This is a genomic window from Streptomyces sp. NBC_00466, assembly GCF_041433995.1.
Taxonomy (GTDB): Bacteria; Actinomycetota; Actinomycetes; order Streptomycetales; family Streptomycetaceae; genus Streptomyces.
The window spans coordinates 5,432,508-5,459,385 of record NZ_CP107896.1 but is presented as its reverse complement, the minus strand read 5'-3'; the positions used below and the strand labels follow the sequence as shown (position 1 = coordinate 5,459,385).

The window sequence follows — 26,878 nt, the reverse complement described above, 5'->3', positions numbered from 1 at the left end:
CTACGTAGTCGTCGGCAGTCGGCAGGACCGAATCGTTCACACCCAGCTCACAATGCTGATCAGGATGTAGACGATGATCATCAGAACGAAGAAGGACAGGTCGAGTGCCACGCCCCCGAGACGCAGCGGCGGAATGAACCGCCGCAGAAGCTTGAGCGGTGGATCGGTGACAGTGTAAGTGGCCTCCAGAACGACCACCATCACCTTGCCAGGTTGCCATGAACGGGCGAACTGGAAGACGTAGTCCATGACAAGCCGGAAGATCAACACGATGAGGAAACACATCAGCGCGATGTAGACCACATCCAATGCGATGCCCATCTAACGCTTCCCTCTCCCCTGACGTTCTCGTTCTTCCGGCCTCCCGGCCGGGGTTGTACCCGGTGTCTCGTTCTCAGCTCTGGTTGAAGAAACCGCCCTCTGCGATACGGGCCTTGTCCTCCGCCGTGACATCGACGTTAGCAGGCGACAACAGGAACACCTTCTGCGTCACCCGCTCAATGCTGCCATGCAGACCGAAGACAAGTCCTGCGGCAAAGTCGACAAGTCGCTTCGCGTCCGTGTCATCCATCTCGGTCAGATTCATGATCACCGGAGTGCCCTCACGGAAGTGTTCCCCGATGGTACGGGCCTCGTTGTAGGTCCGGGGGTGCAGCGTGGTGATGCGGTAGGGCTCCCGCTCGGACACAACCTTGGGCATGATCACCGGGGCGTTCTTCTCCATACTCGGGCGTTCAGGTGTGATGGACGCCACGGGGGCGATTCGGGCGGGTCGTCCGCTTTCCGCCGGTAGCGCAACAGGCTCGCGCTGGGCGGGCGGTTGCACCATTCGCACCGGTTCGTCCTGCTGGGACTGGTGCGACTGATGCGGAGGTTGGTGTCGCCGTCGGTCCCTCTCGGGCTCGGGCTCGGGTTCGAACTCGTCGTCGGGGTCGAACCCCGGGCCGTCGTACCCATCGTCCTCCACGAGGCCGAGGTAGACCGCCATCTTGCGCATCGCGCCGGCCATGCTCTGAGTCCTCCGCTCTGTGGTGGATCGCCCTTGTGCCAATTTCGCAGCGTCACCAAGTGCCCGCGATCCACTGGGTCTGCCCGCCGATCGGCGGGAATGACCATATTTTCTGCTGTGGTCCGACTTGCTTCGCGACGTTACCCGAGCGGGGGACGGACGCCGAGTACCGCAGTGCCGACGCGGACATGTGTCGCACCCGCCTTCACCGCCTCTTCGAGGTCCGCACTCATCCCTGCTGACACCATGTTGGCAGCAGGATGGGTCGCGCGCAGGCGGGATGAGATTTCCATCAGCCGCTCGAACGCCGCCTGTTGCCGTCCCGCGTAGGGTCCGGCGAGTGGCGCGACGGTCATCAGTCCGTCGAGCCGCAGCCCCGGTGCGCCGGCCACCGAATCGGCCAACTCACCGACGCCGTCGGGCGCGACGCCGCCGCGCTCGCCCCGCCCGCCGGCCTCCGCGTCGAGCGCGACCTGGACCAGACAGCCCAGTTCACGGTCCGCCCGGACGGCGGCGGTTGAGAGAGATGTAACAAGTCTGGCCCGGTCCACGGACTGCACGACGTCGGCATAACTCGCCACAGAACGGACTTTGTTCGTCTGAAGTTGACCGACAAAGTGCCAGGAAAGCGGCAGATCCGCACACTCGGCGGCCTTGGGCGCAGCGTCCTGGTCGCGGTTCTCCGCGACCTGCCGTACGCCGAGTTCCGAGAGAAGTCGCACATCGCTCGCGGGATACGTCTTGGTGACCACGATCAGGGTCACCTCCTCCCGCTTGCGCCCGGCGGACGCGCACGCGGAAGCGATACGTTCCTCCACACGGGCCAGATTCGCGGCGAGTTCGCGCTTACGATCCGTCATGCCGTATCAGTCCAGCCAGACATATCCGGCGAGCCGCCCAGTGGTGCGGTCGCGACGGTAGGAGAAGTGGTCCGTCGATTCCAGAGTGCAGACCGGCGAGTGCTGCCGGTCCACGACTCCGAGCGCCGACAGCTGGGCGAGCACTCCGGCGGTGACATCGACCGCCGGTGTGGACCAGCTCGTCTCCGACCAGGCTTCGGGAACGGTCCTCGCGACCTCGGCCCGCATATCGGCGGGCACTTCGTAGCAGCGGCCGCAGACGGCGGGGCCGGTGCGGGCCGTGATCCGGGCGGGGTCGGCGCCGAGCGAGACCATCGCACCGACCGCTGCGGGGACGACCCCGGCGACCAGCCCGGGACGGCCCGCGTGAGCCGCGGCCACCACCCCGGCGACCGGGTCGGCGAGCAGTACGGGAACGCAGTCGGCGGTGAGCACCGCGAGCGGCACCCCACGGCGGGCTGTCACGACGGCGTCGGTGGCGGGGATTTCCGCACCGTCGCCGAGCTTCTGCGCCCAGGGGCCGTCGACCACGGCGACCTCGCGCCCGTGCACCTGGTTCATCCAGACGACCTGCGCCGGGTCGATACCCAGTGAGCGCGCCGCGAGTTCACGGTTCGTCACGACCGCGGCCGGATCGTCGCCGACCGCCCCGCCGAGATTGAGTTCCTCGTACGGAACGGCGCTCACCCCGCCCCACCTGTCGGTGAAAGCGAAGTGCGCGCCGTTCGTAGACATCGCGGTGTCGTACGCGGTTATGGGACGCCGCATCACTTCAAGAAGTCCGGTACGTCCAGCTCTTCGGCCTGGCTGTCCTGGTACGGACGGGCCGGCGGGACCTGCGGCGGAGAGACCGGCGCTGCCGGGGCTTCGTTCACACGCTCCGTCTCGGCCGGTACCGGAGTCTCCTCGCGCTGGGTGACCGCACCGAGACCGCCGAGCGAACGGGGTGCCTCGGTGGCCCGTACCGGAACGGGCTCCTCACGCTTGGCGGAGCCGGAACCGCTGACGCTCTCCCGGCGGGTCGGCGGCTGTCCGCCGTCGAAGCCCGCCGCGATGACCGTCACGCGTACCTCGTCACCGAGTGCGTCGTCGATGACGGCGCCGAAGATGATGTTGGCCTCGGGGTGGGCGGCCTCGCTGACCAGCTGTGCGGCCTCGTTGATCTCGAAGAGACCGAGGTCCGAACCGCCGGAGATCGAGAGCAGCACTCCGCGTGCGCCGTCGATGGACGCTTCGAGCAGTGGCGAGGAGATCGCCATCTCGGCGGCGGCCACCGCGCGGTCGTCGCCGCGGGCCGAGCCGATTCCCATGAGCGCCGATCCGGCCTCGGACATCACTGACTTGACGTCGGCGAAGTCGAGGTTGATCAGACCCGGTGTGGTGATCAGATCGGTGATGCCCTGAACGCCCGACAGCAGGACCTGGTCGGCCGACTTGAAGGCGTCGAGGACACTGACCTGGCGGTCCGAGATGGACAGCAGGCGGTCGTTGGGGATGACGATGAGGGTGTCGACCTCTTCGCGGAGTTCGGCGATGCCGTCCTCCGCCTGATTGGCGCGGCGCCGGCCCTCGAAGGTGAAGGGGCGGGTGACCACGCCGATGGTGAGTGCGCCCAGCGAACGGGCGATGTTGGCGACGACGGGTGCGCCGCCGGTGCCGGTGCCGCCGCCTTCGCCTGCGGTGACGAAGACCATGTCGGCCCCCTTGAGGACCTCCTCGATCTCCTCACGGTGGTCCTCTGCCGCCTTGCGTCCGACTGCCGGGTTGGCCCCGGCGCCGAGGCCGCGGGTCAGTTCACGGCCGACGTCGAGCTTGACGTCGGCGTCGCTCATCAACAGGGCCTGTGCGTCGGTGTTGATCGCGATGAACTCGACGCCCTTGAGGCCGACCTCGATCATTCGGTTGATGGCATTGACACCACCGCCGCCGACACCGATGACCTTGATGACTGCGAGGTAGTTCTGCGGTGCTGCCACGTCGAAGGCCTCTCGCCTCGAGTTACGTGTCGCCGCTGCGCGCTTGCCGCGTCGCGACGACGGATGCCGATGGGACGGTCCGAACGCCGACCCGAACCCTAACTGTGAAGTTCAGGGTTACCAGTGTGTCTGCTCCTTGGACTCTCCGAACAGGACACTAAGTCGACAAGTGGCGCACGTTCAATGAACACGCCGAACCTCCCGTTTTTCTTTTCACCCTATGTGATCAGCCGTTGCGCTGACCAACCAGGGTGCTGGCCAGCGAGGATGTGCGTCAACTCCCTGACACCGCAGGGGCGGTGGGGGCGCTCACATCGAAGTGCGCCGCCTTGGGGGCGGCTTTCGTCAGCGCGGTGAGCGCGCGGGCCTTCGCCGTGCCGAACTCACTGCTCCCCCAGGCCACCGTGCGGTGCCCGGTCAGCTCCAGCGAGATGGAGTCGTATGAACTGACCCGGACGAAAAGGGTGTCCCGGGCGACAGCGGACGGGAGTTCTCGGGCCACCCGGACCGCCTCGACCCGCAGCCGGTCCGCGCCGAAGCGGCGGAGGCTCGGCGACTGACCGGCCGTCAATTCGAGGACCGGCACTCCGCGGGGGGCGCTTTCCACTGTGGCGAAACGCACGCCCTTCGCATCCACTTCTGTAAACTTACCGCCCGACTTCATGAGCAGTACCGGCTTTCGCTCGGTAACTTTCAAGCTGATGCCGTGCGGCCATGAACGGGTGACAACCACCGAGTCGATTCGGGGCAATTTCTTCCGGAGCCGGTTCTCCATCGCATCCGTATCGACAGAAATCAACGGATCGCCGATCGGAACGACCGCAGCCGACTCCACCTGGTCCCGGGTCAGAACCCGCATCCCCGTGGTCCGAATATGCTCCACGCGCAGCCAGGAAGAGCCGTAGAGCGCCCACATACCGCCGCCCAGCAGAAGCAGCAGGACGGCCGACACCAGGACTGCCAGCCGCCTGCCGCGCGGCCGGAGACGGCCGGGGGGCTTCCCCTGCTCCCTGGAGCGGCCGCGGCCGGACTCCGCCGCTGGATTGCGCTCACCGCGCTGTGCGGTCGTCGGTCCGGCCACGCTCGCTCCTTCGGGCGTCACGCCTGGCGGCGCGCCGCAATCGCCTCGTACACCATGCCGACGAGCAGATCGTCGGCGTCCCGGCGGCCGAACTCGGCGGCGGCGCGGGACATCTCGAACAGCCGGTGCGGATCGGCGAGAACCGGCAGGACGTTGCCCTGCACCCACTCGGGGGTCAGCTGGGCGTCGTCCACCAGCAGGCCGCCGCCGGCGTTGACCACCGGCTGGGCGTTGAGCCGCTGTTCGCCGTTCCCGATGGGCAACGGCACATAGGCGGCGGGCAGCCCGACGGCGGAGAGTTCGGCCACGGTCATCGCGCCCGCACGGCAGAGCATCATGTCGGCCGCGGCGTACGCGAGGTCCATCCGGTCCACGTACGGTACCGGGAGGTAGGGCGGCATTCCGGGCATGTTGTCGACACGCGGCAGTTCGTTCTTCGGTCCGACCACGTGCAGGATCTGGATCCCGGAGCGCTGGAGCACCGGGGCGACCTGCTGGACCACCTCGTTGAGGCGGCGGGCCCCCTGCGAGCCGCCGGAGACCAGCAGCGTCGGCAGATTGGGGTCGAGCCCGAAGGCGGCACGCGCCTCGGGGCGGACCCTGGCCCGGTCGAGGACGGCGATGGTGCGGCGCAGCGGGATACCGATGTAGCGGGCGCCGCGGAGCTTGCTGTCCGGGGTGGAGACGGCCACGGCGGCCGCGTACCGGGAGCCGATCTTGTTGGCGAGCCCCGGCCTGGCGTTGGCCTCGTGGACGATGATCGGCACCCCGAGCCGCTTGGCCGCGAGATAGCCGGGCAGCGCCACGTAGCCGCCGAAGCCGACGACGCAGTCGGCCTTGGTCCGCTCCAGGATCTGCTCGGCGGCCTTGATCGTCCCGCGCAGCCGTCCGGGGACGGTGATCAGCTCAGGAGTGGGTCTGCGGGGCAGTGGTACGGCGGGGATGAGCCCCAACTCGTAGCCCCGTTCGGGCACGAGGCGGGTTTCGAGTCCGCGCTCCGTGCCGAGGGCCGTGATGCCCACGGCCGGGTCCTGCCTGCGCAGGGCATCCGCAAGGGCGAGCGCCGGCTCGATGTGGCCGGCGGTCCCCCCGCCGGCGAGTACGACATGCACCGAAATTCACCGCTCTCCGGACGGACGCCTCTTGACGCGCCGTCTCATCGACTTCCATCTCACCCCGGGCCTCCGCAAGGCCAGAGCCGTTCTCGCTGCGGGGTCCGACCGCGCAAAGGCGATCAGCAGCCCGACGGCGAACATGGTCGGCAGCAGGGCGGAGCCCCCGTAGGAGAACAGCGGGAGCGGGACACCGGCGATCGGCAGCAGACCGAGCACCGCACCGATGTTGATCACGGACTGGACCGTGATCCAGGTGGTCACACCTCCCGCTGCGTACCTCACGAAGGGGTCCTCCGTGCGTCCGGCCACGCGGATACCCGCATAGCCTAGAGCCGCGAAGAGGCCGAGTACCGACAGAGTCCCCGCAAGACCCAGTTCCTCCCCGGTCACGGCGAAGATGAAGTCGGTGTGCGGCTCGGGGAGTTGGCCCCATTTCTCCACGCTCGCACCCAGTCCGGATCCGAACCAGCCGCCGGACGCGAGCGCGTAGATTCCGTGCACCGCCTGCCAGCACTGGTCCTGCGGGCCCGGATCGGTCGCGCCGATGCAGGCGAGCCTGCCCATCCGGTTCGGGCTGGTCTTGATCAGCAGGACCGTCAGGAACGCCGCGACACCGAGCACCATCGCGAACATCCGGGTGGGCGCTCCCGCGAGCCACAGCAGCCCGAAGAGGATCGCGGTGAGGATGATCGCCGTGCCCATGTCGCCGCCGAGCATGATCAGTCCGAGCAGCATGAAGGCGACGGGGACGAGCGGTACGAGCATGTGCTTCCACTGCGTGAGCAGCTTCTTCTCCTGCTTGCGGGCGAGCAGGTCGGCGCCCCAGAGGATCAGGGCGAGCTTGCCGAACTCGCTCGGCTGGAGCATGAAGGGGCCGCCCAGCGAGATCCAGTTCTGGTTGCCGTTGACCGAACGCCCTATCCCCGGCACCTGGACGAGGACCATCAGGAAGACGGTGCCCGCGAGCAGCGGGTAGGCGAAGGCCCGGTGCAGCTTCACGGGCATCCGGGTCGCGATGAACGCGAGACCGCCGCCGAGGGCCGCGGCGAAGAGCTGTTTGCGGAAGAAGAACGAGCCGGGTTCGGAGATCTCCAGCGCCTTGATCATCGAGGCGGAGTAGACCATCACCAGGCCGAGAACCGTGATCAGGAGCGCGGACCCCACCAGCAGGTAGTAGGCCGTCAGAGGGCGGTCCAGGGCGCTCCGCGCCTGCTCGTAGGTACGGCGCAGCTGGCTGCCGCCCGCGCCGCGCGGTGCGGAGCCACGCCGGACCGCGGCCGGGCGGCGCACCGTCCCCGTACCGCCACGCCCGCCTCTGTCCTTGACCGGCATGCCTGTCCCCTCCACTCGTGCCCGGCTTCTGCCGGGTCCCGGCGCGGGGCCGTACGGCCGGCCAGGAGACACGCTCCTAGCCGCTCTCGGCGGCCAACTCGCGTACAGCGTCGGCGAATGCCTCACCACGCTTGTTGTAGTTGGCGAACATGTCCATGGAGGCGCAGGCAGGAGCCAGCAGGACCGTGTCCCCCGGCCGGGCGAGCCGTGCCGCCTCCCGGACCGCCGCCGACATGGCCCCAGTGTCGGTCCGGTCGAGGTCGACCACCGGTACTTCCGGGGCGTGTCGCGCCAGGGCTTCGGCGATGAGCGCCCGCTCGGCGCCGATCAGCACGACGCCCCGCAGCCGCTTCGCCGCCCCGCCGACCAGGTCGTCGAAGCTCGCGCCCTTGGCGAGACCGCCCGCGATCCAGACGATCGGGTCGTAGGCGGCCAGCGAGGCTTCGGTGGCATGGGTGTTGGTGGCCTTGGAGTCGTCGACGTACGCGACACCGGCGACGTCGGCCACCTTCTCGATGCGGTGCGGATCGGGCCGGAAGGCGCGGAGTCCGTTGCGTACGGCGGCCGGCGCCACGCCGTACGCGCGGGCCAGCGCTGCCGCCGCGAGGGCGTTGGCGATGTTGTGCGGGGCCGGCGGGTTGACGTCGCCGACCTCGGCCAGCTCCTGGGCCTGCTTCTGGCGGTCGGCCACGAAGGCGCGGTCGACCAGGATCCCTTCGACCACACCGAGCTGCGAGGGGCCCGGCGTGCCGAGGGTGAAGCCGATGGCCCGGCAGCCCTCCTCCACGTCGGCCGCGCGGACGAGTTCCTCGGTGGCGGGGTCTGCGGCGCTGTAGACGCAGGCGACGGTGTTGCCCTCGTAGACCCGGCCCTTGTCGGCCGCGTACGCCGCCATGGTGCCGTGCCAGTCGAGGTGGTCGGGGGCCAGGTTGAGTACGGCCGCCGAGTGGACGCGCAGGCTGGGCGCCCAGTGCAGCTGGTAGCTGGAGAGCTCCACGGCCAGTACGTCGTACTCCTCGTCGCCGAGTACGGCGTCCAGGAGCGAGACTCCGATGTTGCCGACCGCCTCGGTGCGCAGCCCGGCGGCGCGCAGGATCGAGGCGAGCATCCGTACGGTCGTGGTCTTGCCGTTGGTGCCGGTGACCGCGAGCCAGGGCGCGGCGCCCGGACGCCGCAGCCGCCAGGCGAGTTCGACGTCGCCCCAGACCGGTACGCCCGCTTCGGCCGCCGCCAGGAAGAGCGGCTTGTCCGGCCGCCAGCCGGGGGCGGTGACGACCAGTTCGGTGCCGTCCGGCAGGGTCGTCGCGTCGCCGAGGCGCACCGTGATGCCCAGTGCGGTCAGTTCGGCGGCCTGGGCGCGGGCGCGCTCGTCGGCGCCCTCGTTGACGACGGTGACCTCGGCGCCGAGACCGTGCAGGGCGCGCGCCGCCGGAAGCCCGGAGACGCCCATGCCCGCCACGGTGACGCGCTTGCCCTGCCAGATCACTTGGCGGCCGCCCAGCCCGCGTAGAAGAGTCCGAGGCCGACGATCACGCACATGCCCTGGATGATCCAGAAGCGGACCACGACAAGGACTTCGGACCACCCCTTGAGTTCGAAGTGGTGCTGGAGCGGCGCCATCTTGAAGACGCGCTTGCCGGTCATCTTGAACGAGCCGACCTGGATCACGACGGACATGGTGATCAGGACGAAGAGGCCGCCGAGGATGGCCATCAGGAACTCGGTGCGGGAGCAGATGGCGAGCCCGGCGAGCGCGCCGCCCAGCGCCAGCGACCCGGTGTCGCCCATGAAGATCTTGGCGGGCGATGTGTTCCACCACAGGAAGCCGAAGCAGGCGCCCATCAGGGCCGATGCGACGACTGCCAGGTCGAGTGGGTCTCTGACCTCGAAGCAGGCGCTGGGGTTGGTCAGGGTCGCCGCGTTGGCACAGGACTCCTGGAACTGCCAGACGCCGATGAAGGTGTACGCGCCGAAGACCATCACGGAGGCACCGGTGGCGAGGCCGTCGAGGCCGTCGGTGAGGTTCACCCCGTTCGACATGGCCAGGATCATGAACAGCGCCCAGACCACGAAGAGGACCGGTCCGATCGACCAGCCGAAGTCCGAGACGAAGGAGAGCTTCGTGGAGGCCGGCGTGTAGCCGCGCGAGTCCTTGAACATCAGGGCCAGGACGGCGAACGCGATGCCGACGATCAGCTGGCCGGCCATCTTCGCCTTGGCCCGCAGACCCAGCGAGCGCTGCTTGACGATCTTGATGTAGTCGTCGAGGAACCCGACAAGACCCATCCCCGCCATCAGGAAGAGCACCAGCACACCCGAGAACGTCATCGGGTCGCCGGTGATCAGCTTGGTGGCGAGGTACGCGATGAGCGTCGCCAGGATGAAGGCGATACCACCCATGGTCGGCGTACCGCGCTTGCCGTGGTGGCCGCGCGGTCCGTCGTCCCGGATGAACTGCCCGTACCCCTTGCGGGCAAGGAGTTTGATCAGCAGCGGTGTGCCGACCAGGGTCAGGAAGAGTCCGATGACTCCCGAGAAGAGAATCTGCTTCATCGGGCGGCGACCTCGCCCTCGGTACCACCTTCGAGCAGGGCGTTCGCCACCTGCTCCAACCCCACCGACCTGGACGCCTTCACCAGCACGACGTCTCCCTCACGCAGTTCACTGCGCAATAGGTCGACGGCCGCCTGCGCGTCGGACACGTGCACCGACTCCTCACCCCACGAACCCTCGTTATAGGCGCCCAGTTGCAGCCAGGACGCTTCCCTGCCCCCGACTGCCACGAGCTTGCTCACGTTGAGCCGGACAGCCAGCCGTCCGACCGCGTCGTGCTCGGCGAGTGACTCGTCTCCGAGCTCGGCCATTTCACCGAGCACCGCCCACGTACGTCCCCCCCTTGCCTGTGAGGCCTTGCCCATGGCCGCCAGCGCACGCAGCGCGGCTCGCATGGATTCGGGGTTCGCGTTGTAGGCGTCGTTGACAACCGTCACACCGTCCGGACGCTCGGTGACCTCCATGCGCCAGCGGGAGAGCGTGCCAGCTTCGGAGAGCGCCGTTGCGATCTCGTCAGCGGACATGCCCAACTCATGTGCGACGGCGGCCGCGGCGAGCGCGTTCGACACGTGGTGCTCACCGTACAGGCGCAAGGTCACCTCGCTGCACCCGGTGGGTGTGTGCAGCGTAAACGCGGCCTGCCCGGTGTCGGTCAGACGGACCTTCTCGGCACGTACGTCCGCTTCATCCGCCTCTCCGAAGAGCAGGAGGCGCGCTTTGGTCCGGGAGGACATGGCACGTACGAGCGGGTCGTCGGCGTTGAGCACGGCGACGCCGTGCTCCGGAAGCGACTCGACCATCTCGCCCTTGGCCTGCGCGATCTGCTCGCGGCCGCCGAACTCCCCGATGTGCGCGGTCCCGACGTTGAGGACGAGACCGGTCTTCGGCGGCACCAGGCCGGTGAGGTAGCGGATGTCGCCGATGTAGCGCGCACCCATTTCGAGGACCAGATAACGGGTGTTCGCGTCGGCCCGCAGCGCGGTGAGCGGCAGGCCGATCTCGTTGTTCAGATTGCCTTCCGGGTAGACCGTCGGGCCCTTGCGCTCCAGGAGCTGGGCGATCAGGTCCTTGGTCGACGTCTTGCCGGCGGAACCGGTGAGTGCGACGACTTCGGTACCCAGGCGCTCCACGACGGTACGCGCGAGCCGCCCGAGCGCGGCGGTCACGTCGGACACCACGATGGCCGGTACGCCGACGGGCCGGGTCGCCAGTACGGCAACCGCTCCCGCTTCGACGGCGCTCTGCGCGTAGTCGTGGCCGTCGACGCGCTCACCGGCGAACGCGACGAACAGACTGCCGGGCCGCACCGCGCGGGAGTCCGTGACGACAGGACCGGTGACCAGGATGGACGGATCCGGTATGTCGTGCGGCTGCCCGCCGATGATGTCGGCGATCTCGGTGAGGGAAAGGGCGATCACTTGGTCATCCCTGACTGTTGTTCTCGATTGCTGCGCGCTCGATTGCTGCGCGGAGGACCTGTCGGTCGTCGAAGGGGCGTACCACTCCGGCGATGTCCTGGCCCTGCTCATGGCCCTTGCCTGCGACCAGCACGGTGTCCCCGGGGCGGGCGCGGGCCACGGCCGCGGCGATGGCCGCCGCACGGTCGGAGTCGATCAGCACGTCGCCGCGCTCGTGCACCGGGACCTCAGCGGCGCCGGCGATCATCGCGGCGAGGATCGCGAGGGGGTCCTCGCCGCGCGGGTTGTCGGAGGTCAGTACGGCGGTGTCGGCGAGACGGGCGGCCGCCGCGCCCATCGGGCCGCGTTTGGTCTGGTCGCGGTCGCCGCCGCAGCCGAGCACGATGTGCAGGCGGCCCTCGGTGACCTTGCGCAGGGCGCGCAGCACCGACTCGACGGCGTCCGTCTTGTGCGCGTAGTCGACAACGGCGAGATACGGCTGCCCGGCGTCCACCCGCTCCAGCCTGCCCGGCACCCCGGGGACGGCCGCGATGCCGTCGGCCGCGGTCTGCGGGTCGGTGCCCGCGACGGCGAGGGTGACGATGGCGGCGAGGGTGTTGGCCACGTTGAAGGGGCCGGCCAGCGGCGAGGTGGCGGCGATGCGCTGCCCCTTCGGGCCGACAGCGGTGAAGGTGCTGGTGAACAGGGCGACTTCGACGTCCTCGGCCCGCCAGTCGGCGTCCGGATGCCCCTCGGCGGAGAAGGTGACGATGGGGACGGTCGCCTCGTCGACGAGCCTGCGGCCGTACTCGTCGTCGTAGTTGACGACGCCGACCTTGCTGCGCAGCGGGGTGAACAGCTGCGCCTTGGCCTGGAAGTAGTCCTCCATGCCGGAGTGGAACTCCATGTGCTCCGGGCTGAGGTTGTTGAAGACCGCGACGTCGAAGACGCAGGCGTCGACCCGGCCGAGCACCAGCGCGTGGCTGGAGACCTCCATGGCGACCGTGTCGACCCCGCGCTCGCGCATGACCGCGAACAGCGCCTGGAGGTCGGTGGCTTCGGGGGTGGTGCGCTCGGACTTGATGCGCTCGTCGCCGATCCGCATCTCGACCGTGCCGATGAGGCCGCTGAGATGCCCCGCCGCCCGGATGCCGCCCTCGACCAGATAGGCGGTGGTGGTCTTGCCCGATGTGCCCGTGATGCCGATCTGGAGGAGGTCGTGGCCGGGGTGGCCGTAGATGTCGGCGGCCAGCTGGCCCATGACGGCCCGCGGGTCGGGGACGGTCAGCACGGGGAGCCCGGTGACCTCGGCTCGTTCGGTACCCGTGGGGTCCGTGAGCACCGCGGCGGCTCCCAGTCCTGCCGCCTGCTCGACGAAGTCGGCGCCGTGCAGCCGGGCGCCGGGGAGCGCCGCGTACAGATCCCCGGGACGAACCGCCCGTGAGTCGTGGGTGATGCCGGTGACCTCGGCGGCGCCAGGTGACGCGATGCCCAGTCGTCCTGCCAGATCCCCCAGAGGGGTCGGTCGGACCTCGGCCGGACGGGGTGCTCCCGGATAGGTCACAGAAAGGTCTTTCTGGGCGATTTGGTACTGATCAGCGTGTGGCACGGCGGTGAGCGTACCGGGCGCACCGGGCTCCCCGCGAAGTGAGGGTCCGGCGGTGTTCCGGTTCCCCGGCTCCGGGGTGATGGTCGTCACTGAGGGTTCCTGAGTCACTGGTGAGGGCCGAAGGTGACCGGCAACGGGTCGGCCTTCTGGCCGGTCGGCGGGGTCTGGAGGGTCTTGAGGGCGAACTCCATCACTTTCTTGTAGACGGGGCCGCAGGTCGAGCCGCCGAAGTGGCTTCCGCTGGTGGGGTTCTGGATGGCGCAGTAGACGGTGACCCGGGGCTTGTCGGCGGGGGCGAAGCCCGCGAAGGAGGCGGTGTATCCGCTGTAGCGGCCCGTCTTCGGGTCCACCCGGTTGGCCGTTCCCGTCTTGCCCGCGACCCGGTAGCCGGGGATACGGGCGGAGACGCCGGTGCCCTCCACGTCGCTGACGACCGACTCCAGCATCCGGGAGACCGTCTTCGCCGTCTGCTCGCTCACGACCCGGCTCTTCTCCGGGGCCGGCGACGGGGTGAAACGGCCGTCGGGGCCCTTGGTGCCACTGATCAGCGAGGGCTGCACGCGTACACCGCCGTTGGCGATCGTGGAGTACACGGAGGCCGCCTGCAGCGCGCTGAGCGACAGTCCCTGTCCGAACGGGATCGTGTACTGCTGGGACGTCGACCAGTCCTGCGGCTTGGCCAGGATCCCCGACGTCTCGCCCGGGAAACCGATCCCGGTGGGGCTCCCGATGCCGAACTTGCGCAGATAGGAGTAGAGGACCCTGTTGGCCTCGGGCTGTGTCCTGCCGAGCTGGCCCGCGGCCTCGATGGTGCCGATGTTGCTGGACTTGGCCAGTACGCCGTTGAGCGTCAGCGACCAGGTGTCGTGGTCGACGTCGTCCTTGAAGAGCCGGTCCCCGCGGTGCAGCCGGTTGGGGACGGTCACATGGGTCGTCGGGGTGGCCACCCCCTGCTGGATGATGGCGGCCATGGACATGACCTTGCTGGTGGAGCCCGGTTCGAAGGTGTCCTGGACCGCGGCGTTGCCCAGTGCGGAGGGGTCGGCGTGGGTCAGGTCGTTGGGGTCGAAGCCGGGCGCGTCGGCCATGGCGAGGACCTGACCGGTTCCGGTGTCCTGCACCACCACATAGCCGCGGTCGGCCTTGGACTCCTTCACCTGGGCTGCGATCGCGCTCTGGGCGGCCCACTGGATGTCGCGGTCCAGGGTCAGTTCGACATCCGAGCCCGGGACGGCCGGCTTCTCGCTGGCCCCGGCGGTCGGCACCGTACGGCCGCCCGACTGGGCATACGTGATCTTGCCGTTCTTGCCCGCCAGTTCCTTGTTCAGCGAGGACTCCAGGCCGCCTGCGCCCTGGCCTGCCGAGTTGACCCAGCCGAGCACCCCGGCGGCGAGATCGCCGTTCGGGTACACGCGTTTGGTGCTCGGCTCCTGGAAGACCCCGGCCATCACGTTCGCGCCCTTGCCGCCCTTGGCCTTGTCCGCGGACGCCTTCTGCGCGAAGACGTTCTTCAGGTCCTTGATCTGGTTCCAGACCTGCGGGGTCTGCCGGCTCGCCAGCAGTACGTAACGGGTGTCGGGCGTCCTGAGTTTCCGCGCGATCGCCTCGGCGTCCTCGCCGAGGATCGGTGCGAGCAGCGCGCCCGCCTGCTCGGGGGCGTCGGTCGCGTGGCTCTGGGCCCGGCTGAACATCGTGGGGTCGGCCGTGATGTCGTACGCGTCGACGCTTGCGGCCAGGGCCACACCGCTGCGGTCGGTGATCTCCCCGCGCTCCGCGGTCAGCGTGTGGCTCAGATAACGGTTCTTGTCCGCCTTGGCCGTGTAGGCGCTCGCGTCGATGGCCTGGACCTGGAGCAGCCGTACGACGAAGACCGCCATCACGAGGGCCAGGGCGAGGCTGACGAGCCGCAGCCGGGGGCGCGGGCTGCCGAGCCGCAGCGTGCGGGCCTGGCGCCCCGGGCGCGGGCGGCGCTGCGCCGGGCGCGCGCTTCTCCGTGCGGCGGGCCGCGCAGGACGCGCGGGGGCCGGTACGCGGCGGCGCGGGGGTTCCTTGGACGGCACTGCGTCACCTGCCGGGGGTATGGGTCGGCGCTGCTGTCGTACCCGCCGAAGCGGATGGCACGGAGGGCGCGCCGCCCGTGGGGGTCGTGGCCGGTGCCGATGGGGTGGCGGACGGCTTGGGCGTGGCCGGGGGCGGCGGCGGTGCGGGCTGCGCCGTGGATTCGGCGGCCTGGCCCAGGACCTTGCCGTCCGGGTCGAGGAAGGCGGGGCCGCCGCCCGGCACCATGCCGAGTTCGCGGGCCCGCTTCTCCAGCGCGCCGGGTGCGGAGCGGTCGTCGACGTCCCGCTGCAGCGCCTGTTCCTCGTCGGTCAGCTCGGTGATCTGCTTCTGGTCCTTGCTGAGCTTGAAGGAACCTGCGTTCAGCGCCGAGTTGAGCAGCAGGAGCGTGATCAGACCGCCGCCGAGCAGCACGACGACCAGCAGTACGAAGGGCATCCGGGCCGCTCTGCCGGGCCCGGCGGGCAGCAGCGCGGCGAGCCGCGCGGCACGGCCCTTCAGCTGTCGGGGCGGCTTGCTCACAGAGCCTCCTCGCGGATGCGCTGCGCACCCCGCAGCCGGGCGGGCGCCGCGCGCCGGTTGTCCGCGACCTCCTCCTCCGCAGGGAGTTCCGCACCGCGGGTGAGGAGTTTGAGCCGCGGCTGGTAGCGCTCGGGCACCACCGGCAGGCCGGCCGGTGCCGTGTTGGCCGCGCCTGCCGCGAAGACCTGTTTGACCAGCCGGTCCTCAAGCGAGTGGTACGAGAGGACGGCGATGCGCCCGCCCACGGCGAGGGTCTTCACAGCGGCCGGGACAGCCCGCTCCAGCACGGTGAGTTCGCCGTTGACCTCGATGCGCAGGGCCTGGAAGGTGCGCTTGGCGGGGTTGCCACCGGTGCGCTTGGCGGCCTGCGGCAGCGAATCGCGGATCAGCTCGACCAGCCGGGCGCTGTTGGTGAACGGTTCCCTCTCCCGCTCCCGTACGACAGCGGAGACGATCCGCTTGGCCTGCTTCTCCTCGCCGTACGCGCGCAGGATGCGGACCAGCTCGCCGGGCGGGTAGGTGTTGAGCACCTCGGCCGCGCCCATGCCGGTCGTCTGGTCCATCCGCATGTCGAGCGGTGCGTCCTGGGCGTAGGCGAAACCGCGGTCCGCCTCGTCCAGTTGCATCGACGACACGCCGAGGTCGAAGAGGATTCCCTGCACGCGCGGGACGTTTAGCCGGTCCAGGACCTCGGGCAGTTCGTCGTAGACGGCGTGCACCAGGGTGGCCCGGTCGCCGAACGGCGCGAGCCGCTCGCCGGAGAGCCGCAGGGCTTCCTTGTCGCGGTCGAGTGCGATCAGCCGGGCCGCCGGGAAGGTCGAGAGCAGCGCCTCGCTGTGGCCGCCGAGGCCGAGGGTGCAGTCGACGACGACCGCACCCGGCTGGGCGAGCGCCGGGGCCAACAGGTCCAGGCATCGCTGGAGCATCACCGGGACATGTCGGGACTGGCTCATGCGCCCTCTCAGGTTCGGCGCGGCCGGACGTACTGCCGGGTCCCCGCCCGCTCGGAAGGGGACGGCCCGCCGGCGCCGGGAAGGGCGTCGGCCGGCCGGCGAACGGGAGAGGGCCGGGCCGTACGTACGCCGCGCATGCGCGGATGTGCGGGATGTGTCCGTCAAGCAGATGTGTCTGCGGTCGGACAGGTCTGCGGTGAGTGACCGTGAGGAGTGCGCCCGTGCAGCACGTGACGACGCTCACGCCTCCCACTTCGCGCCACTTTAGTCCACTCGTCCCCCCGGTCAATCAACCGCCCAGCGCGCCGCGGACGCCGGTTTTCACCCGGACGGTGTACTGGCTGCAGCTGCTGTGGATTAGGTCACAGCCGCCCGTGTTGACACTCTTTTTCCGACCCCTTGGCAGGACCGTCCGATCAACGGCGGCTACCGTCGTACACATGCCGACTGCTGCGCACTCTCCCGCAGAGCCCACCCCGCCCCGCCCGCACCTGGCCGTACGTGACGGCGGAACGGTGACCGACCGGCTCGTCGAGTCCAACCGCACGTACGCCGAGGCGTTCGAGGACCCCGGCATGGACGCCCGCCCCGTACTCCAGGTGGCCGTGGTCGCGTGCATGGACGCGAGGCTCGACCTGCACAAGGCCCTCGGGCTCGATCTCGGTGACTGCCACACGATCCGTAACGCGGGCGGTGTGGTCACCGACGACGTCATCCGGTCCCTGACCATCAGCCAGCGTGCCCTGGGCACCCGGAGCGTGATTCTGATCCACCACACCAGCTGCGGTCTGGAGAGCCTCACCGAGGACTTCCGGATCGAGCTGGAGGAAGAGGTGGGTCAGCGTCCGGCCTGGGCCGTGGAGTCCTTCCGCGATGTCGACCAGGACGTACGCCAGTCGATGCAGCGGGTGCGGACCTCACCGTTCCTGCTGCACACCGACGATGTCCGGGGCTTCGTCTTCGACGTACGGGCGGGGCTCCTGCGGGAGATCGACCCGGCCGGTCCGAACCCTCAGGCGTGAACTCCAGGGCTGCCGTTCGCACCCTCGGAGCAGGACGAAATCACGGCAACCTGCGACATATCCCTCCCACTTGTCCACAGGCAAGTGACACGAAGCGGTAACGGCAACAACAATGCGGGGGCGGCACCTCGTCCGGATCCCTCCGGGCGGGGCGTCTGCTGTTCGGGGTTGGGCCGGGCCGTACGCAGTGCCCCGGCCCGTGGATGGGGTATCCCCTGCTTCTCAGGAGCGCGGGAGTAGGGCCGAGGAGGGCCGGGTGACGACCTATGACGATCGAGCGAGCCTCACTGATCTGACGACCACGGCGGAGCGTATCCGCGGGTCGGTGGAGGGTGTGATCGAGGGCAAGCCCGAGGTCGTACGGCTTTCGCTGACCGTGCTGCTCGCCGAGGGGCATCTCCTCATCGAGGATGTGCCGGGCGTCGGCAAGACCATGCTGGCCAAGGCGCTGGCCCGCAGCATCGACTGCTCGGTACGGCGTATCCAGTTCACGCCCGACCTGCTGCCTTCGGACATCACCGGTGTCTCGATCTTCGACCAGCAGCGGCGCGAATTCGAGTTCAAGCCCGGTGCGATCTTCGCGCAGATCGTGATCGGCGACGAGATCAACCGCGCCTCGCCGAAGACCCAGTCGGCGCTGCTCGAATCGATGGAGGAGCGCCAGGTCACCATCGACGGGAGGACGTACGAGCTGCCCGGCCCGTTCATGGTGGTGGCCACGCAGAACCCGGTGGAGATGGAGGGCACCTACCCGCTCCCCGAGGCGCAGCGCGACCGGTTCATGGCGCGGGTCTCCATCGGCTATCCCAGCCCCGAGGCCGAGCTCCGGATGCTCGACGTGCACGGCGGTGTCTCACCGCTCGACGACCTCCAGCCGGTGGCGCACGCCCACGAGGTCCTGAAACTCATCGACGCGGTGCGCGCGGTGCACGTCGCCGACGCCGTGCGCAGGTACGCGGTGCAGCTGGTGACGGCCACCCGCAGCCATCCGGACCTCCGACTCGGCGCCTCACCGCGCGCCACCCTGCATCTGCTGCGGGCGGCCAAGGCGTCGGCCGCGCTGAGCGGACGGGAGTACGCGCTGCCCGACGACGTCCAGGCGCTGGCCGTCGCGGTGCTCGCGCACCGGCTGCTGCCCACGGCCCAGGCGCAGTTGAACCGCCGTACCGCGGAGCAGGTCGTCCTGGAGATCCTCCAGCGGACTCCCGTCCCCGCGTACAACAACCAGCAGCCCGGCGCCCGGCGGCTGTGATGGCCGTCGGGGGTGCTCCGGCCGCCGCCGACGAGGACAGGGGCGGGCTGCGGACCGCGCTGTCGGGGCTGACCACGCGGGGCCGCTCGTTCATCGCGGCGGGTGTCGCCGCGGCGGTCTGCGCGTACGTCCTGGGCCAGAGCGATCTGCTGCGGGTGGGACTGCTGCTCGCCGTGCTGCCGCTGGTGTGCGTGGCCGTGCTGTTCCGTACCCGCTACCGCGTCGCGGCCAGCAGGCGGCTCTCCCCCGCCCGGGTGCCGGCCGGGTCCGAGGCCCGGGTCCATCTGCGGATGGACAACGTCTCGCGGCTGCCCACCGGGCTGCTGATGCTCCAGGACCGGGTGCCGTACGTGCTGGGGCCGCGGCCCCGTTTCGTCCTGGACCGGGTGGAGGCGGGCGGGCGGCGCGAGGTGTCGTACCGGGTCCGCTCCGATCTGCGCGGGCGGTATCCGCTGGGCCCGCTCCAGCTGCGGCTCACCGACCCGTTCGGGATGTGCGAGCTGACCAGGTCGTTCAGCGCGCACGACACTCTGACCGTGATTCCCAGGACCGAGCGGCTGCCGCCGGTCCGGCTGACCGGTGAGGCGGCCGGGTACGGGGACGGCAGACAGCGCTCGCTCGCGCTGGCCGGCGAGGACGACGTGATCCCGCGCGGCTACCGGCACGGCGACGATCTGCGCCGGGTGCACTGGCGCTCCACCGCCCGCTACGGCGAGCTGATGGTGCGCCGCGAGGAGCAGCCGCAGCGGGCCCGCTGCACGGTGCTGCTCGACACCCGCCGTACCGCCTATCAGGGCGCGGGGCCGGACTCGGCCTTCGAGTGGGCCGTGTCGGGGGCGGCGTCGGCGCTGGTGCACGTACTCGAACGGGGTTTCTCGGTACGGCTGCTGACGGATACGGGCAGCTCAGTGCCGGGCGAGGGCTCAGGAGGGTTCGCCGGGGCCACCCAGGAGTCCGCCGACTCGGCCGGGCTGATGATGGACACGCTCGCCGTCGTCGGACACTCCGACGGGACCGGCCTCTCCCGCCCGTACGACGTACTGCGCGGCGGGAACGAAGGACTCCTGGTCGCCTTCTTCGGCAGTCTGGACGAGGAGCAGGCCGCGGTCGCGGCCCGGATGCGGCAGCGCAGCGGGGCCGCTGTCGCCTTCGTACTGAACAGCGACGCCTGGGTGCACGGCGAGGCGGCGGAGCATGACACCCGGACGCTGCGGCTGCTGCGGGACGCGGGCTGGACCGCGCTGGAGGTCGGGCCCGGGGCGGCGCTCCCCGAGCTGTGGCAGCAGGCGGGGCAGCAGCGCGGCAGTTCGGACCCGGCATCCTGGTACGGGGGCACGGCGGCGACGGGTGGCGGCACAGCAGCGACGAGTACTGGCACAGGCACAGGGGGACGGTCATGAGCGGGCGGGCGAGGCTGGCGCTGTGCGCCTACGTGGCCACGATGCTGGCCGCGTGCGCGCTGCTGCCGCTGGTCCAGCCGGTCACCTGGATCATTGAGGCCGCGCTGCTGCTCGCCGTACAGAGCGGCGTGGGTGTGCTGGCGCGGCGGGTTCCGCTGGCCCGGCCGCTGACCGTGGCGGCGCAGGCCGTGACCGCGCTGCTGATACTGACGGTGGTCTTCGCGCGCGGCCAGGCGCTCGGCGGCATCGTGCCGGGCCCGGAGGCCGTGGAGCATTTCGGCGCGATGCTGCGGGCGGGCGCCGACGACATAGGGCAGTACTCGATACCGGCGCCGACGACCGCGAGTATCCGGCTGATGCTGTTCGGCGGGGTACTGCTTGTCGGGCTGCTGGTGGACGCGCTGGCGGTGACGTTCCGCAGTGCCGCGCCGGCCGGACTGCCGCTGCTCGCGCTGTACTCGGTGGCGGCCGGCATCTCGCAGAGCAGTGCGGCCTGGCTGTGGTTCGTACTGGCCGCGTCCGGCTATCTGCTGCTCCTGCTGGCCGAGAGCAAGGAGCGGCTCTCCCAGTGGGGACGGGTATTCGGCGGCTCGTCGCGCGAGCGCGGAGGAGCCGGTTCCGCGAGCGGTACGGGCGGCCCGTCGGCGCCGGTCCGCACGGGGCGGCGCATCGGGGTGGCCGCGCTGGGGTTCGCCCTGGTGATCCCGGCCGCGCTGCCCGCGATGGACACCGGGCTGCTCGGCGGCGCGGGCCGGGGCACCGGCCCCGGGAGCGGCGGCGGGACCATCTCCGCGGTCAACCCGCTGGTCTCGCTCCAGAACAGCCTCACCCAGTCCGACGACCGCGAGGTGCTGCGCTACCGCACCAACGCGTCCGACACCGACGGGATGTATCTGCGGATCGTCTCGCTCGACCGGTTCGACGGCACCGCGTGGAAGTCGTCGGAGCGCCGGATCGAGGATGTTCCGAAGCAACTGCCGAGGCCGGAGGGGCTCGGCTCCGATGTGGGCACCACCGAGGTCAGGACCAATATCTCGGCGGCCGGCTGGTACGCCCAGAACTGGCTGCCGCTCCCCTATCCGGCGACGAAGGTGGCCATCAAGGGCCGCTGGCGCTTCGAGCCGACCGGGCGGACGCTCGTCGGCGACCGCGGGCAGACCACCCGCGGTGTGCAGTACGGCGTGGACAGCCTCGTCGTCCAGCCGACGCCGGCGCAGCTGTCCTCGGCCCCGCCGCCGCCCGCCGCCCTGCTGCGGGAGTACACGGAGGTGCCGGGCTCGCTGCCCGGCGTGGTGAAGTCCACGGCGGACCAGGTGACGAAGGGCGCCACGAACGACTACCAGCGTGCGGTCAAACTGCAGGACTGGTTCGCGTCGGAGGGCGGCTTCACCTATGACACTCAGGTGCAGTCGGGCACCGGTACCGACGCCATCGTGCGTTTCCTGAAGCAGAAGCAGGGCTTCTGCGTCCATTTCGCCTTCACGATGGCGGCGATGGCCAGGACGCTGCACATCCCGGCCAGGGTCGCGGTGGGCTTCACTCCGGGCACCGCACAGCCGGACGGCACGATGTCGGTCGGGCTGCGCGACGCGCACGCCTGGCCCGAGCTGTACTTCGAAGGGGTGGGCTGGACGCGCTTCGAACCGACGCCCACCCGTGGTTCCGTGCCCTCCTACACCCAGCCGGACACCTCGTCCGACGGTCCGGCCTCTCCGGCGCAGCCGGAGTCCACGTCATCGCCCGCTCCGGATGCGACCCCGTCCGCGACGTCCGCCTGCCCGCCGCAGCTGCGCAAGCTCAGCGGGTGCGGGGCAGCGGCGCAGGGCGGCGGAGTGCCGCCGGCCGGCCGGGGTACCGGCCTGGGCACGGCGGTGGGCCTGGGGGTGGCTGTGCTGCTCGTGGCCCTGCTGCTCCTGCTGCCGATGCTCTGGCGTACCAGGGCACGGGCCCGGCGGCTGGGATCCGGCGGGCGCGCGCCCGGGTCCGCCGGAGCACCGGCAGCGGAGCGGACGCTGTCGGCCTGGCGGGAGATCACCGATTCGGCGTGGGACTACGGGGTCCAGCCCGATGACTCGCTGACCCCGCGCAAGTCGGCCGACCGGATCGTACGGACCGGTGGTCTTGCGGGTCCGGCGGCCGATGCGGTGCACCGGGCCGCGCACGCGGTGGAGCAGGTGCTGTACGCGCCCCGCGCCGGTGAGGTGAGCGGTCTCACCGACGACGTCCTGCTGGTCCGGGCCGCGTTGCGGACCGGTGCGGGCCGGGTGGCACGGGTCCGTGCGGTGCTGGCGCCGCCCTCGTCCGTACGGGTGGTGTGGGAGATCTCCCGGCGCCGGGAACGTGCGGCGGACCGCTGGGGCCGCCGCCGTGCGGGGCTTGACCGCTGGCTGGCGCATCTGCGGCCCTCCCGGCAGCGCGGCTGAGCCACGCGCCGGGGGGGGGCGAACCGGGGCCTGCCGCGCCCGCAGCACCAGCACCAGCACCAGCACCAGCACCACGGGCATATGCCGACAACTGGCGTATGCCACGTATGTGCATGCGCATGACCGGCATGCATGGGCTTGACCGGCAGGTCCGACTGGCGAACGTCCCGACTGGCATATGTCATGGCTGCCCTATGTCATGACTGAGGGGCGACCGCTTCCGGGCGGTCGCCCCTCAGTTGCTGATTCACAGGTGACAGTTCGGGTCAGTGGCCCTGTTCGTCACGGCGGCGCTGCCACCGCTCCTCGATGCGGTTCATCACCGAACGATGTCTCCTGGCCTGCCGGCCCGGGGCCGCGGCTCCGGCCTGTTGCTGTTCACCGGGCTTGGGCGCCTTGCGCCATCCGGTGACCGCGAGCACAGCACAGCCGAGCATGACGAGGAACCCCACCACACTGATCCAGATCTGCTGAGCGACCATTCCTGCCATGAGGAGGGCGATACCCACCAGAAAGCCAGCGATCGCCTGGTACACCCGGCGACGGGTGTACGTACGCAGCCCGCTTCCCTCAAGCGCTGTCGCGAACTTGGGATCTTCGGCGTACAGCGCTCGCTCCATCTGCTCGAGCATGCGCTGCTCGTGCTCCGAGAGCGGCACGGAGTCCTCCTACTCGTCGGTCGCGGGGTACGACCGTGATGCGGCCCTTCCAGAATAGGCAGGGATTCGCCCCCGTGAAACCCGCCCTCTACGCCAATTCACCATCCGGGCCGCCATGCAGGCACAGCTGCCGGGGCGTGCATTCCCCGACGGCCGGACCGTCATGCCGGATGGTTACCCCGATCATACGGGGACTAGCCCCCGTATGGGGGGCCTGTGTGCCAGTACGTGCGTGACTGCACTGCTGATCAGCCCTGCTTCTCGCCCAGAACGTGCAGCTGAGTGGCGACCGAGTGGAAGGCGGGCAGCTCCGCTGCGGCCGCCTCCAGCTTCAGCAGGGCCTCCAGGGCGCCCGGCTCGGTGTCGACCAGGACCCCGGGAACGAGGTCGGCGAAGACCCGGACCCCGTGCACCGCGCCGACCTCCACACCGGCGGTGGTGACCAGTCCGGTGAGCTGTTCCGCGGTGAAGCGCCGGGGCACCGGGTCGCCGTCGCCCCAGCGTCCCGCCGGGTCCGACAGCGCCTGCCTGGCTTCGCTGAAGTGCCCGGCCAGCGCCCTGGCCAGGACGGCGCCGCCGAGCCCGGCGGCGAGCAGGCTGAGCGCGCCGGACGGGCGGAGCGCGTCCACCGCGTTCCTGATGCCCTCGGCCGGGTCCTCCACGTATTCGAGGACGCCGTGGCAGAGCACCGCGTCGTAACCGCCGCGCTCCACCACGTCGAACAGGCCGAGCACATCGCCCTGCACCCCGCGCACCCGGTCCGCGACCCCGGCCTCGGCCGCCCGGCGCTCCAGGCCGAAGAGCGCGTTGGGGCTGGGGTCGACCACAGTGACCCGGTGGCCGAGGAGGGCGACGGGCACCGCGAAGTTGCCGGTGCCGCCGCCGGTGTCCAGCACGTCCAGGGTCGACCGGCCGGTCGATTCGGCCCGGCGGTCGAGGGCGTCCTTGAGTACGTCCCACACCACGGCGGTACGAAGGGAGGCGCGGGGGCGCGGCTGGTCCGACACGGCGGTTGACTCCTCGGCGCGGTGCCGCCGCGGACGGCGGGCCGTAGACAGCAAAGACTGACTCCCACCCTATTGCCTTGGGAAGGTCCCCCTGGTCACCCCGCGTGGGGGCGCTCGTCCCCGGGCTGCGGCAGCACCGGCTGGAGGGCCAGCAGCCGCTCGACCAGGCGCAGGAACATGGCCGCGTCGCGCAGCAGATCGTCGGCGTCACGGCTGCCCGCCGCGCCGGGTATGCCTGCCTCGGCCCTGGCCCTGCGGCCGGCTCCGGAGGCGAAGAGCGCGCTCCACTCGGTCAGCTCGGGTGCGAGCTCCGGCAGCAGCTCCCAGGCCGTACGGATGGCGTTCCGGCGGCGGGCGCCGCCCGCTCTCCGGCGCGGGACGTCCTCGGGCCTGGCCCGCGAGGCGAGGACCGCGGCGGCGGTGCGCAGGGCAGCGAGGTGGGCCGTCGCGTACCGCTCGTTGGGCGCTTCGAGCCCGGCGGCCTCGTCCAGCCCTGCGCGGGCCTGGGCCAGCAGGTCGAGGGCGGCGGCGGGCGCCGTCGTGCGGCGCGCGACCGGGTGGATGTCGCTCGCGGGGCCGGCCTGCGGAGGGACGGCGGGCGGGGCCTGCGACGCGGGCGTGAAGAGAGCCGGTGACGCGGGCCCGGCGGAACGGGACGGGCCGGGCGAAGCGGCGAGTGAGGGTGCGGGGACAAGGGAAGGGGCAGGGGCGGTGACACGGTGCCGGTGCGCTGGTGCGGCGTTCGAGCTGGCCATGACGGAACCTCCTGTCGTCGTGTGACGGCACTGTGGCCGTCTGTGCCCATCGTGCGGGCTACCACTGACAATCGGCTCTGACCTGGGACTTCACACAGAAAGAGCGCCGCCCGTCCCAGCCAGGTCTCCCTGGCTGGGACGGGCGGCGCTTCCCCCGTACTCCCCCGCTGTACTCCCCCGTACATTCCGTACTCGTCGGGGGAGCCGCGCCGTTCCGCCGCCCCGTGTCGGCAGTGCCGGCGCCGCGCCCCTTCCGTGTCCCACACTCTGCCGTCTTCGCAGGTGGGGACCCATCCGCGTAATTACTCATCTCTGCCTCTAGGTACGGATACTCAGACGTGTGTGCGGCGCCCCACCGGGGGCGCACAGGGGCACCGATAAAGTTCCTGCCATGGCACGGATTGCGGTGATCGGCGCCGGGATGGGCGCCATGGCGGCTGCCGCCCGGCTGGCTGTGGCAGGCCACCGGGTGACGGTGTACGAACGTACGGCGACCCACGGCGGGGCGGTGGGCCGCTTCGCACGCGACGGCTTCGCCTTCGACACCGGACCCGGACTGCTCCAACTGCCCGCTGTCTACCGGGACTTGTTCGTGAAGACCGGCCGTGAACCGCTGGAGCAGTGCGTCGGACTCGTACAGGTGGACCCGGCGTCCCGCCATCTCTTCGCCGACGGGACCGATGTCCTGCTGCCGAACGCCTCACGCGCCGGGGCCGTCGCGGCCCTGGACGCGGCGCTGGGCGACGGCGCGGGCGCCCGCTGGGGCGCGTTCCTCGACCGGGCGCGGGAGACCTGGGACAGGACCAGGCGCCCGCTCCTCGAAGAGCCGCAGCCCGTCGATCCCGCCCCGCTCGGCCACGATCCGTACCCGGCGCTCAGGACCGGGCTGCTGCGGCGCAACACGTCCACGCTCGGCGAGATCGGCAGCAGGGAGCTGCGGGATCCGAGGCTGGCGGCCCTGCTGGCGAGCTATGCGCTGTCCTACGGTTTCGATCCGCTGACCGCGCCGGCGTCGGCGGCCGTCCTGCCGTACATGGAGCAGACCTTCGGCAACTGGTACGTACGCGGGGGGATGCGGGCGCTGGCGGACGCGGTGTACGAGCGGTGCCTGGCGCGGAAGGTCGAGTTCGTGTTCTCGGCCGAGGTCACGGATGTACGCGAGGAGGACGGCCGGGCCTGTGGTCTGCGGCTGGCCGACGGACGCGGCGTCGATGCCGACCACGTGGTCGCGGGCGCCCCGTTGCCGTCGGCCCACCGGCGGCCGCACCGGGAGACGGACATGCGGACCGGCCGGTTCGTGGTCTGCCTCGCGCTGCGCGGGGACCGGGAAGCGGGCGCCGTCCACCGCACCGTGGTGCACCGGGCGGAGAGCGCCCTGCCGATGGTGACGGTGCTGCGCCCGGACGATCCGGCGCTGGTCCCGGGCCCGGGCCACGAGGCCCTCACGCTGACGGTCACGGTCCCGGTGATCGAAGGGACCGTCGGCGGAGCGGAGGAGTGGGCCACCGGCGAACACGCGGCGGCGTTCGCCGACCGGGTGGTGGCCGCCGCGGAGACGGCCGTGCCCGGGCTGCGCGAGCGCGTGCTGTGGCGCGAGGTACGGACCCCCGCCGACACGCTCCGGGAAACCGGTTCGCCCAAGGTGCCGGGGCCGGCCCTGGCCGGTGCGCGCGGGCAGCTGCTGCCCACCCCGAACCGGTCGCCGCTGCCCGGTCTCTATCTGGCGGGCGGCTGGTCGCACCCCGGCGGCGGGCTCGCCCACGCCGGAATGTCCGGGGCGCTGGCCGCCGGGCTGATCGTCGAGGGCGAGGGGTTCCGCGGCTCGCAGTGAGCACCTGGCGGACGCGGCACCGGAGCCGCCCGCCCCGGGGTCACAGCGTCCCGCGCCCGGTGCG

At 70.7% G+C, this 26,878-nt stretch carries 23 protein-coding genes; 5 read left to right on the top strand and 18 right to left on the bottom strand.

Features of this window, described 5'->3' with window-relative positions; genetic code table 11:
• Positions 1-36: 36 nt before the first annotated feature.
• From OG210_RS24545 to rsmH, 15 genes are all read right to left on the bottom strand, one after another.
• A complete protein-coding gene (locus tag OG210_RS24545; protein WP_328325602.1) occupies positions 37-321 on the bottom strand; it encodes a YggT family protein in 285 nt (94 codons plus the stop codon).
• Positions 322-394: 73 nt separating this feature from the next.
• Positions 395-1,009, bottom strand: a complete 615-nt coding sequence (locus OG210_RS24540) for a cell division protein SepF (protein WP_164264969.1) — start codon at positions 1,007-1,009, stop codon at positions 395-397.
• A gap of 140 nt (positions 1,010-1,149) precedes the next feature.
• Entirely contained in the window at positions 1,150-1,869 is a 720-nt protein-coding gene (locus OG210_RS24535) for a YggS family pyridoxal phosphate-dependent enzyme (protein WP_328325604.1), read from the bottom strand.
• 6 nt (positions 1,870-1,875) lie between these two features.
• On the bottom strand, positions 1,876-2,604 hold the full coding sequence (pgeF, locus tag OG210_RS24530) for a peptidoglycan editing factor PgeF (protein WP_328325606.1): 729 nt from the start codon (positions 2,602-2,604) through the stop codon (positions 1,876-1,878).
• A 32-nt stretch (positions 2,605-2,636) separates the two neighbouring features.
• The gene (gene ftsZ / locus OG210_RS24525; RefSeq protein ID WP_328325608.1) at positions 2,637-3,845 is read right to left on the bottom strand and encodes a cell division protein FtsZ; all 1,209 of its coding nucleotides are present in this window, start codon (positions 3,843-3,845) and stop codon (positions 2,637-2,639) included.
• Positions 3,846-4,119: 274 nt separating this feature from the next.
• The gene (locus tag OG210_RS24520; RefSeq protein WP_328325610.1) at positions 4,120-4,926 is read right to left on the bottom strand and encodes an FtsQ-type POTRA domain-containing protein; all 807 of its coding nucleotides are present in this window, start codon (positions 4,924-4,926) and stop codon (positions 4,120-4,122) included.
• Between the two features lie 17 nt (positions 4,927-4,943).
• Complete coding sequence (gene murG / locus OG210_RS24515; protein ID WP_328325612.1) at positions 4,944-6,038, bottom strand: undecaprenyldiphospho-muramoylpentapeptide beta-N-acetylglucosaminyltransferase; 1,095 nt, start codon at positions 6,036-6,038, stop codon at positions 4,944-4,946.
• A gap of 6 nt (positions 6,039-6,044) precedes the next feature.
• Positions 6,045-7,373, bottom strand: a complete 1,329-nt coding sequence (gene ftsW, locus OG210_RS24510; RefSeq protein WP_328325614.1) for a putative lipid II flippase FtsW — start codon at positions 7,371-7,373, stop codon at positions 6,045-6,047.
• A 76-nt stretch (positions 7,374-7,449) separates the two neighbouring features.
• A complete protein-coding gene (murD, locus tag OG210_RS24505; RefSeq protein ID WP_328335381.1) occupies positions 7,450-8,823 on the bottom strand; it encodes a UDP-N-acetylmuramoyl-L-alanine--D-glutamate ligase in 1,374 nt (457 codons plus the stop codon).
• Between the two features lie 32 nt (positions 8,824-8,855).
• Entirely contained in the window at positions 8,856-9,926 is a 1,071-nt protein-coding gene (gene mraY, locus OG210_RS24500) for a phospho-N-acetylmuramoyl-pentapeptide-transferase (protein ID WP_328325616.1), read from the bottom strand.
• Positions 9,923-11,344, bottom strand: coding sequence for a UDP-N-acetylmuramoyl-tripeptide--D-alanyl-D-alanine ligase (murF, locus tag OG210_RS24495; RefSeq protein ID WP_328325618.1), 1,422 nt, complete (start codon positions 11,342-11,344; stop codon positions 9,923-9,925). Before murF ends, mraY begins: the two co-directional genes overlap by 4 nt.
• A gap of 4 nt (positions 11,345-11,348) precedes the next feature.
• A complete protein-coding gene (locus tag OG210_RS24490) occupies positions 11,349-13,022 on the bottom strand; it encodes a UDP-N-acetylmuramoyl-L-alanyl-D-glutamate--2,6-diaminopimelate ligase (protein WP_328325620.1) in 1,674 nt (557 codons plus the stop codon).
• Between the two features lie 14 nt (positions 13,023-13,036).
• On the bottom strand, positions 13,037-14,992 hold the full coding sequence (locus OG210_RS24485; RefSeq protein ID WP_371538689.1) for a peptidoglycan D,D-transpeptidase FtsI family protein: 1,956 nt from the start codon (positions 14,990-14,992) through the stop codon (positions 13,037-13,039).
• A 4-nt stretch (positions 14,993-14,996) separates the two neighbouring features.
• A complete protein-coding gene (locus tag OG210_RS24480; RefSeq protein ID WP_328325623.1) occupies positions 14,997-15,512 on the bottom strand; it encodes a hypothetical protein in 516 nt (171 codons plus the stop codon).
• Complete coding sequence (gene rsmH / locus OG210_RS24475) at positions 15,509-16,465, bottom strand: 16S rRNA (cytosine(1402)-N(4))-methyltransferase RsmH (protein ID WP_328325624.1); 957 nt, start codon at positions 16,463-16,465, stop codon at positions 15,509-15,511. The genes OG210_RS24480 and rsmH overlap by 4 nt, the downstream gene beginning before the upstream one ends.
• A gap of 440 nt (positions 16,466-16,905) precedes the next feature.
• Between rsmH and OG210_RS24470 the strand changes: the two genes are divergently transcribed.
• The 4 genes from OG210_RS24470 to OG210_RS24455 all read left to right on the top strand — a co-directional run bounded on the left by OG210_RS24470 (position 16,906) and on the right by OG210_RS24455 (position 22,562).
• Positions 16,906-17,487: a beta-class carbonic anhydrase gene (locus tag OG210_RS24470; protein ID WP_371538686.1), complete on the top strand. Its 582-nt coding sequence runs from the start codon at positions 16,906-16,908 to the stop codon at positions 17,485-17,487.
• A gap of 256 nt (positions 17,488-17,743) precedes the next feature.
• Positions 17,744-18,739: a MoxR family ATPase gene (locus OG210_RS24465; RefSeq protein WP_328325628.1), complete on the top strand. Its 996-nt coding sequence runs from the start codon at positions 17,744-17,746 to the stop codon at positions 18,737-18,739.
• Entirely contained in the window at positions 18,739-20,139 is a 1,401-nt protein-coding gene (locus tag OG210_RS24460; protein WP_371538684.1) for a DUF58 domain-containing protein, read from the top strand. Before OG210_RS24465 ends, OG210_RS24460 begins: the two co-directional genes overlap by 1 nt.
• Positions 20,136-22,562 carry a DUF3488 and transglutaminase-like domain-containing protein gene (locus tag OG210_RS24455; protein WP_328325632.1) on the top strand — a complete coding sequence of 809 codons (2,427 nt, stop codon included), beginning with the start codon at positions 20,136-20,138 and terminating at the stop codon, positions 22,560-22,562. Before OG210_RS24460 ends, OG210_RS24455 begins: the two co-directional genes overlap by 4 nt.
• A gap of 266 nt (positions 22,563-22,828) precedes the next feature.
• Here the strand turns inward: OG210_RS24455 and OG210_RS24450 are convergent, their stop codons facing one another.
• From OG210_RS24450 to OG210_RS24440, 3 genes are all read right to left on the bottom strand, one after another.
• Positions 22,829-23,221, bottom strand: a complete 393-nt coding sequence (locus OG210_RS24450; protein ID WP_328325634.1) for a DUF3040 domain-containing protein — start codon at positions 23,219-23,221, stop codon at positions 22,829-22,831.
• Positions 23,222-23,469: 248 nt separating this feature from the next.
• Entirely contained in the window at positions 23,470-24,228 is a 759-nt protein-coding gene (locus OG210_RS24445; protein ID WP_328325636.1) for a methyltransferase, read from the bottom strand.
• 95 nt (positions 24,229-24,323) lie between these two features.
• Positions 24,324-24,983: an SAV_6107 family HEPN domain-containing protein gene (locus tag OG210_RS24440; RefSeq protein WP_328325638.1), complete on the bottom strand. Its 660-nt coding sequence runs from the start codon at positions 24,981-24,983 to the stop codon at positions 24,324-24,326.
• 391 nt (positions 24,984-25,374) lie between these two features.
• Between OG210_RS24440 and OG210_RS24435 the strand changes: the two genes are divergently transcribed.
• Positions 25,375-26,814: an NAD(P)/FAD-dependent oxidoreductase gene (locus OG210_RS24435; protein ID WP_328325640.1), complete on the top strand. Its 1,440-nt coding sequence runs from the start codon at positions 25,375-25,377 to the stop codon at positions 26,812-26,814.
• The last annotated feature ends 64 nt before the right edge of the window (positions 26,815-26,878 follow it).

Coding starts and splice junctions, on each gene's coding strand:
- OG210_RS24545 (WP_328325602.1), bottom strand. CDS start 321: ATGGGCATCGCATTGGATGTGGTCTACATCGCGCTGATGTGTTTCCTC.
- OG210_RS24540 (WP_164264969.1), bottom strand. CDS start 1,009: ATGGCCGGCGCGATGCGCAAGATGGCGGTCTACCTCGGCCTCGTGGAG.
- OG210_RS24535 (WP_328325604.1), bottom strand. CDS start 1,869: ATGACGGATCGTAAGCGCGAACTCGCCGCGAATCTGGCCCGTGTGGAG.
- pgeF (WP_328325606.1), bottom strand. CDS start 2,604: ATGTCTACGAACGGCGCGCACTTCGCTTTCACCGACAGGTGGGGCGGG.
- ftsW (WP_328325614.1), bottom strand. CDS start 7,373: ATGCCGGTCAAGGACAGAGGCGGGCGTGGCGGTACGGGGACGGTGCGC.
- murD (WP_328335381.1), bottom strand. CDS start 8,823: ATGGGCGTCTCCGGGCTTCCGGCGGCGCGCGCCCTGCACGGTCTCGGC.
- mraY (WP_328325616.1), bottom strand. CDS start 9,926: ATGAAGCAGATTCTCTTCTCGGGAGTCATCGGACTCTTCCTGACCCTG.
- rsmH (WP_328325624.1), bottom strand. CDS start 16,465: ATGAGCCAGTCCCGACATGTCCCGGTGATGCTCCAGCGATGCCTGGAC.
- OG210_RS24470 (WP_371538686.1), top strand. CDS start 16,906: ATGCCGACTGCTGCGCACTCTCCCGCAGAGCCCACCCCGCCCCGCCCG.
- OG210_RS24460 (WP_371538684.1), top strand. CDS start 18,739: ATGGCCGTCGGGGGTGCTCCGGCCGCCGCCGACGAGGACAGGGGCGGG.
- OG210_RS24455 (WP_328325632.1), top strand. CDS start 20,136: ATGAGCGGGCGGGCGAGGCTGGCGCTGTGCGCCTACGTGGCCACGATG.
- OG210_RS24440 (WP_328325638.1), bottom strand. CDS start 24,983: ATGGCCAGCTCGAACGCCGCACCAGCGCACCGGCACCGTGTCACCGCC.
- OG210_RS24435 (WP_328325640.1), top strand. CDS start 25,375: ATGGCACGGATTGCGGTGATCGGCGCCGGGATGGGCGCCATGGCGGCT.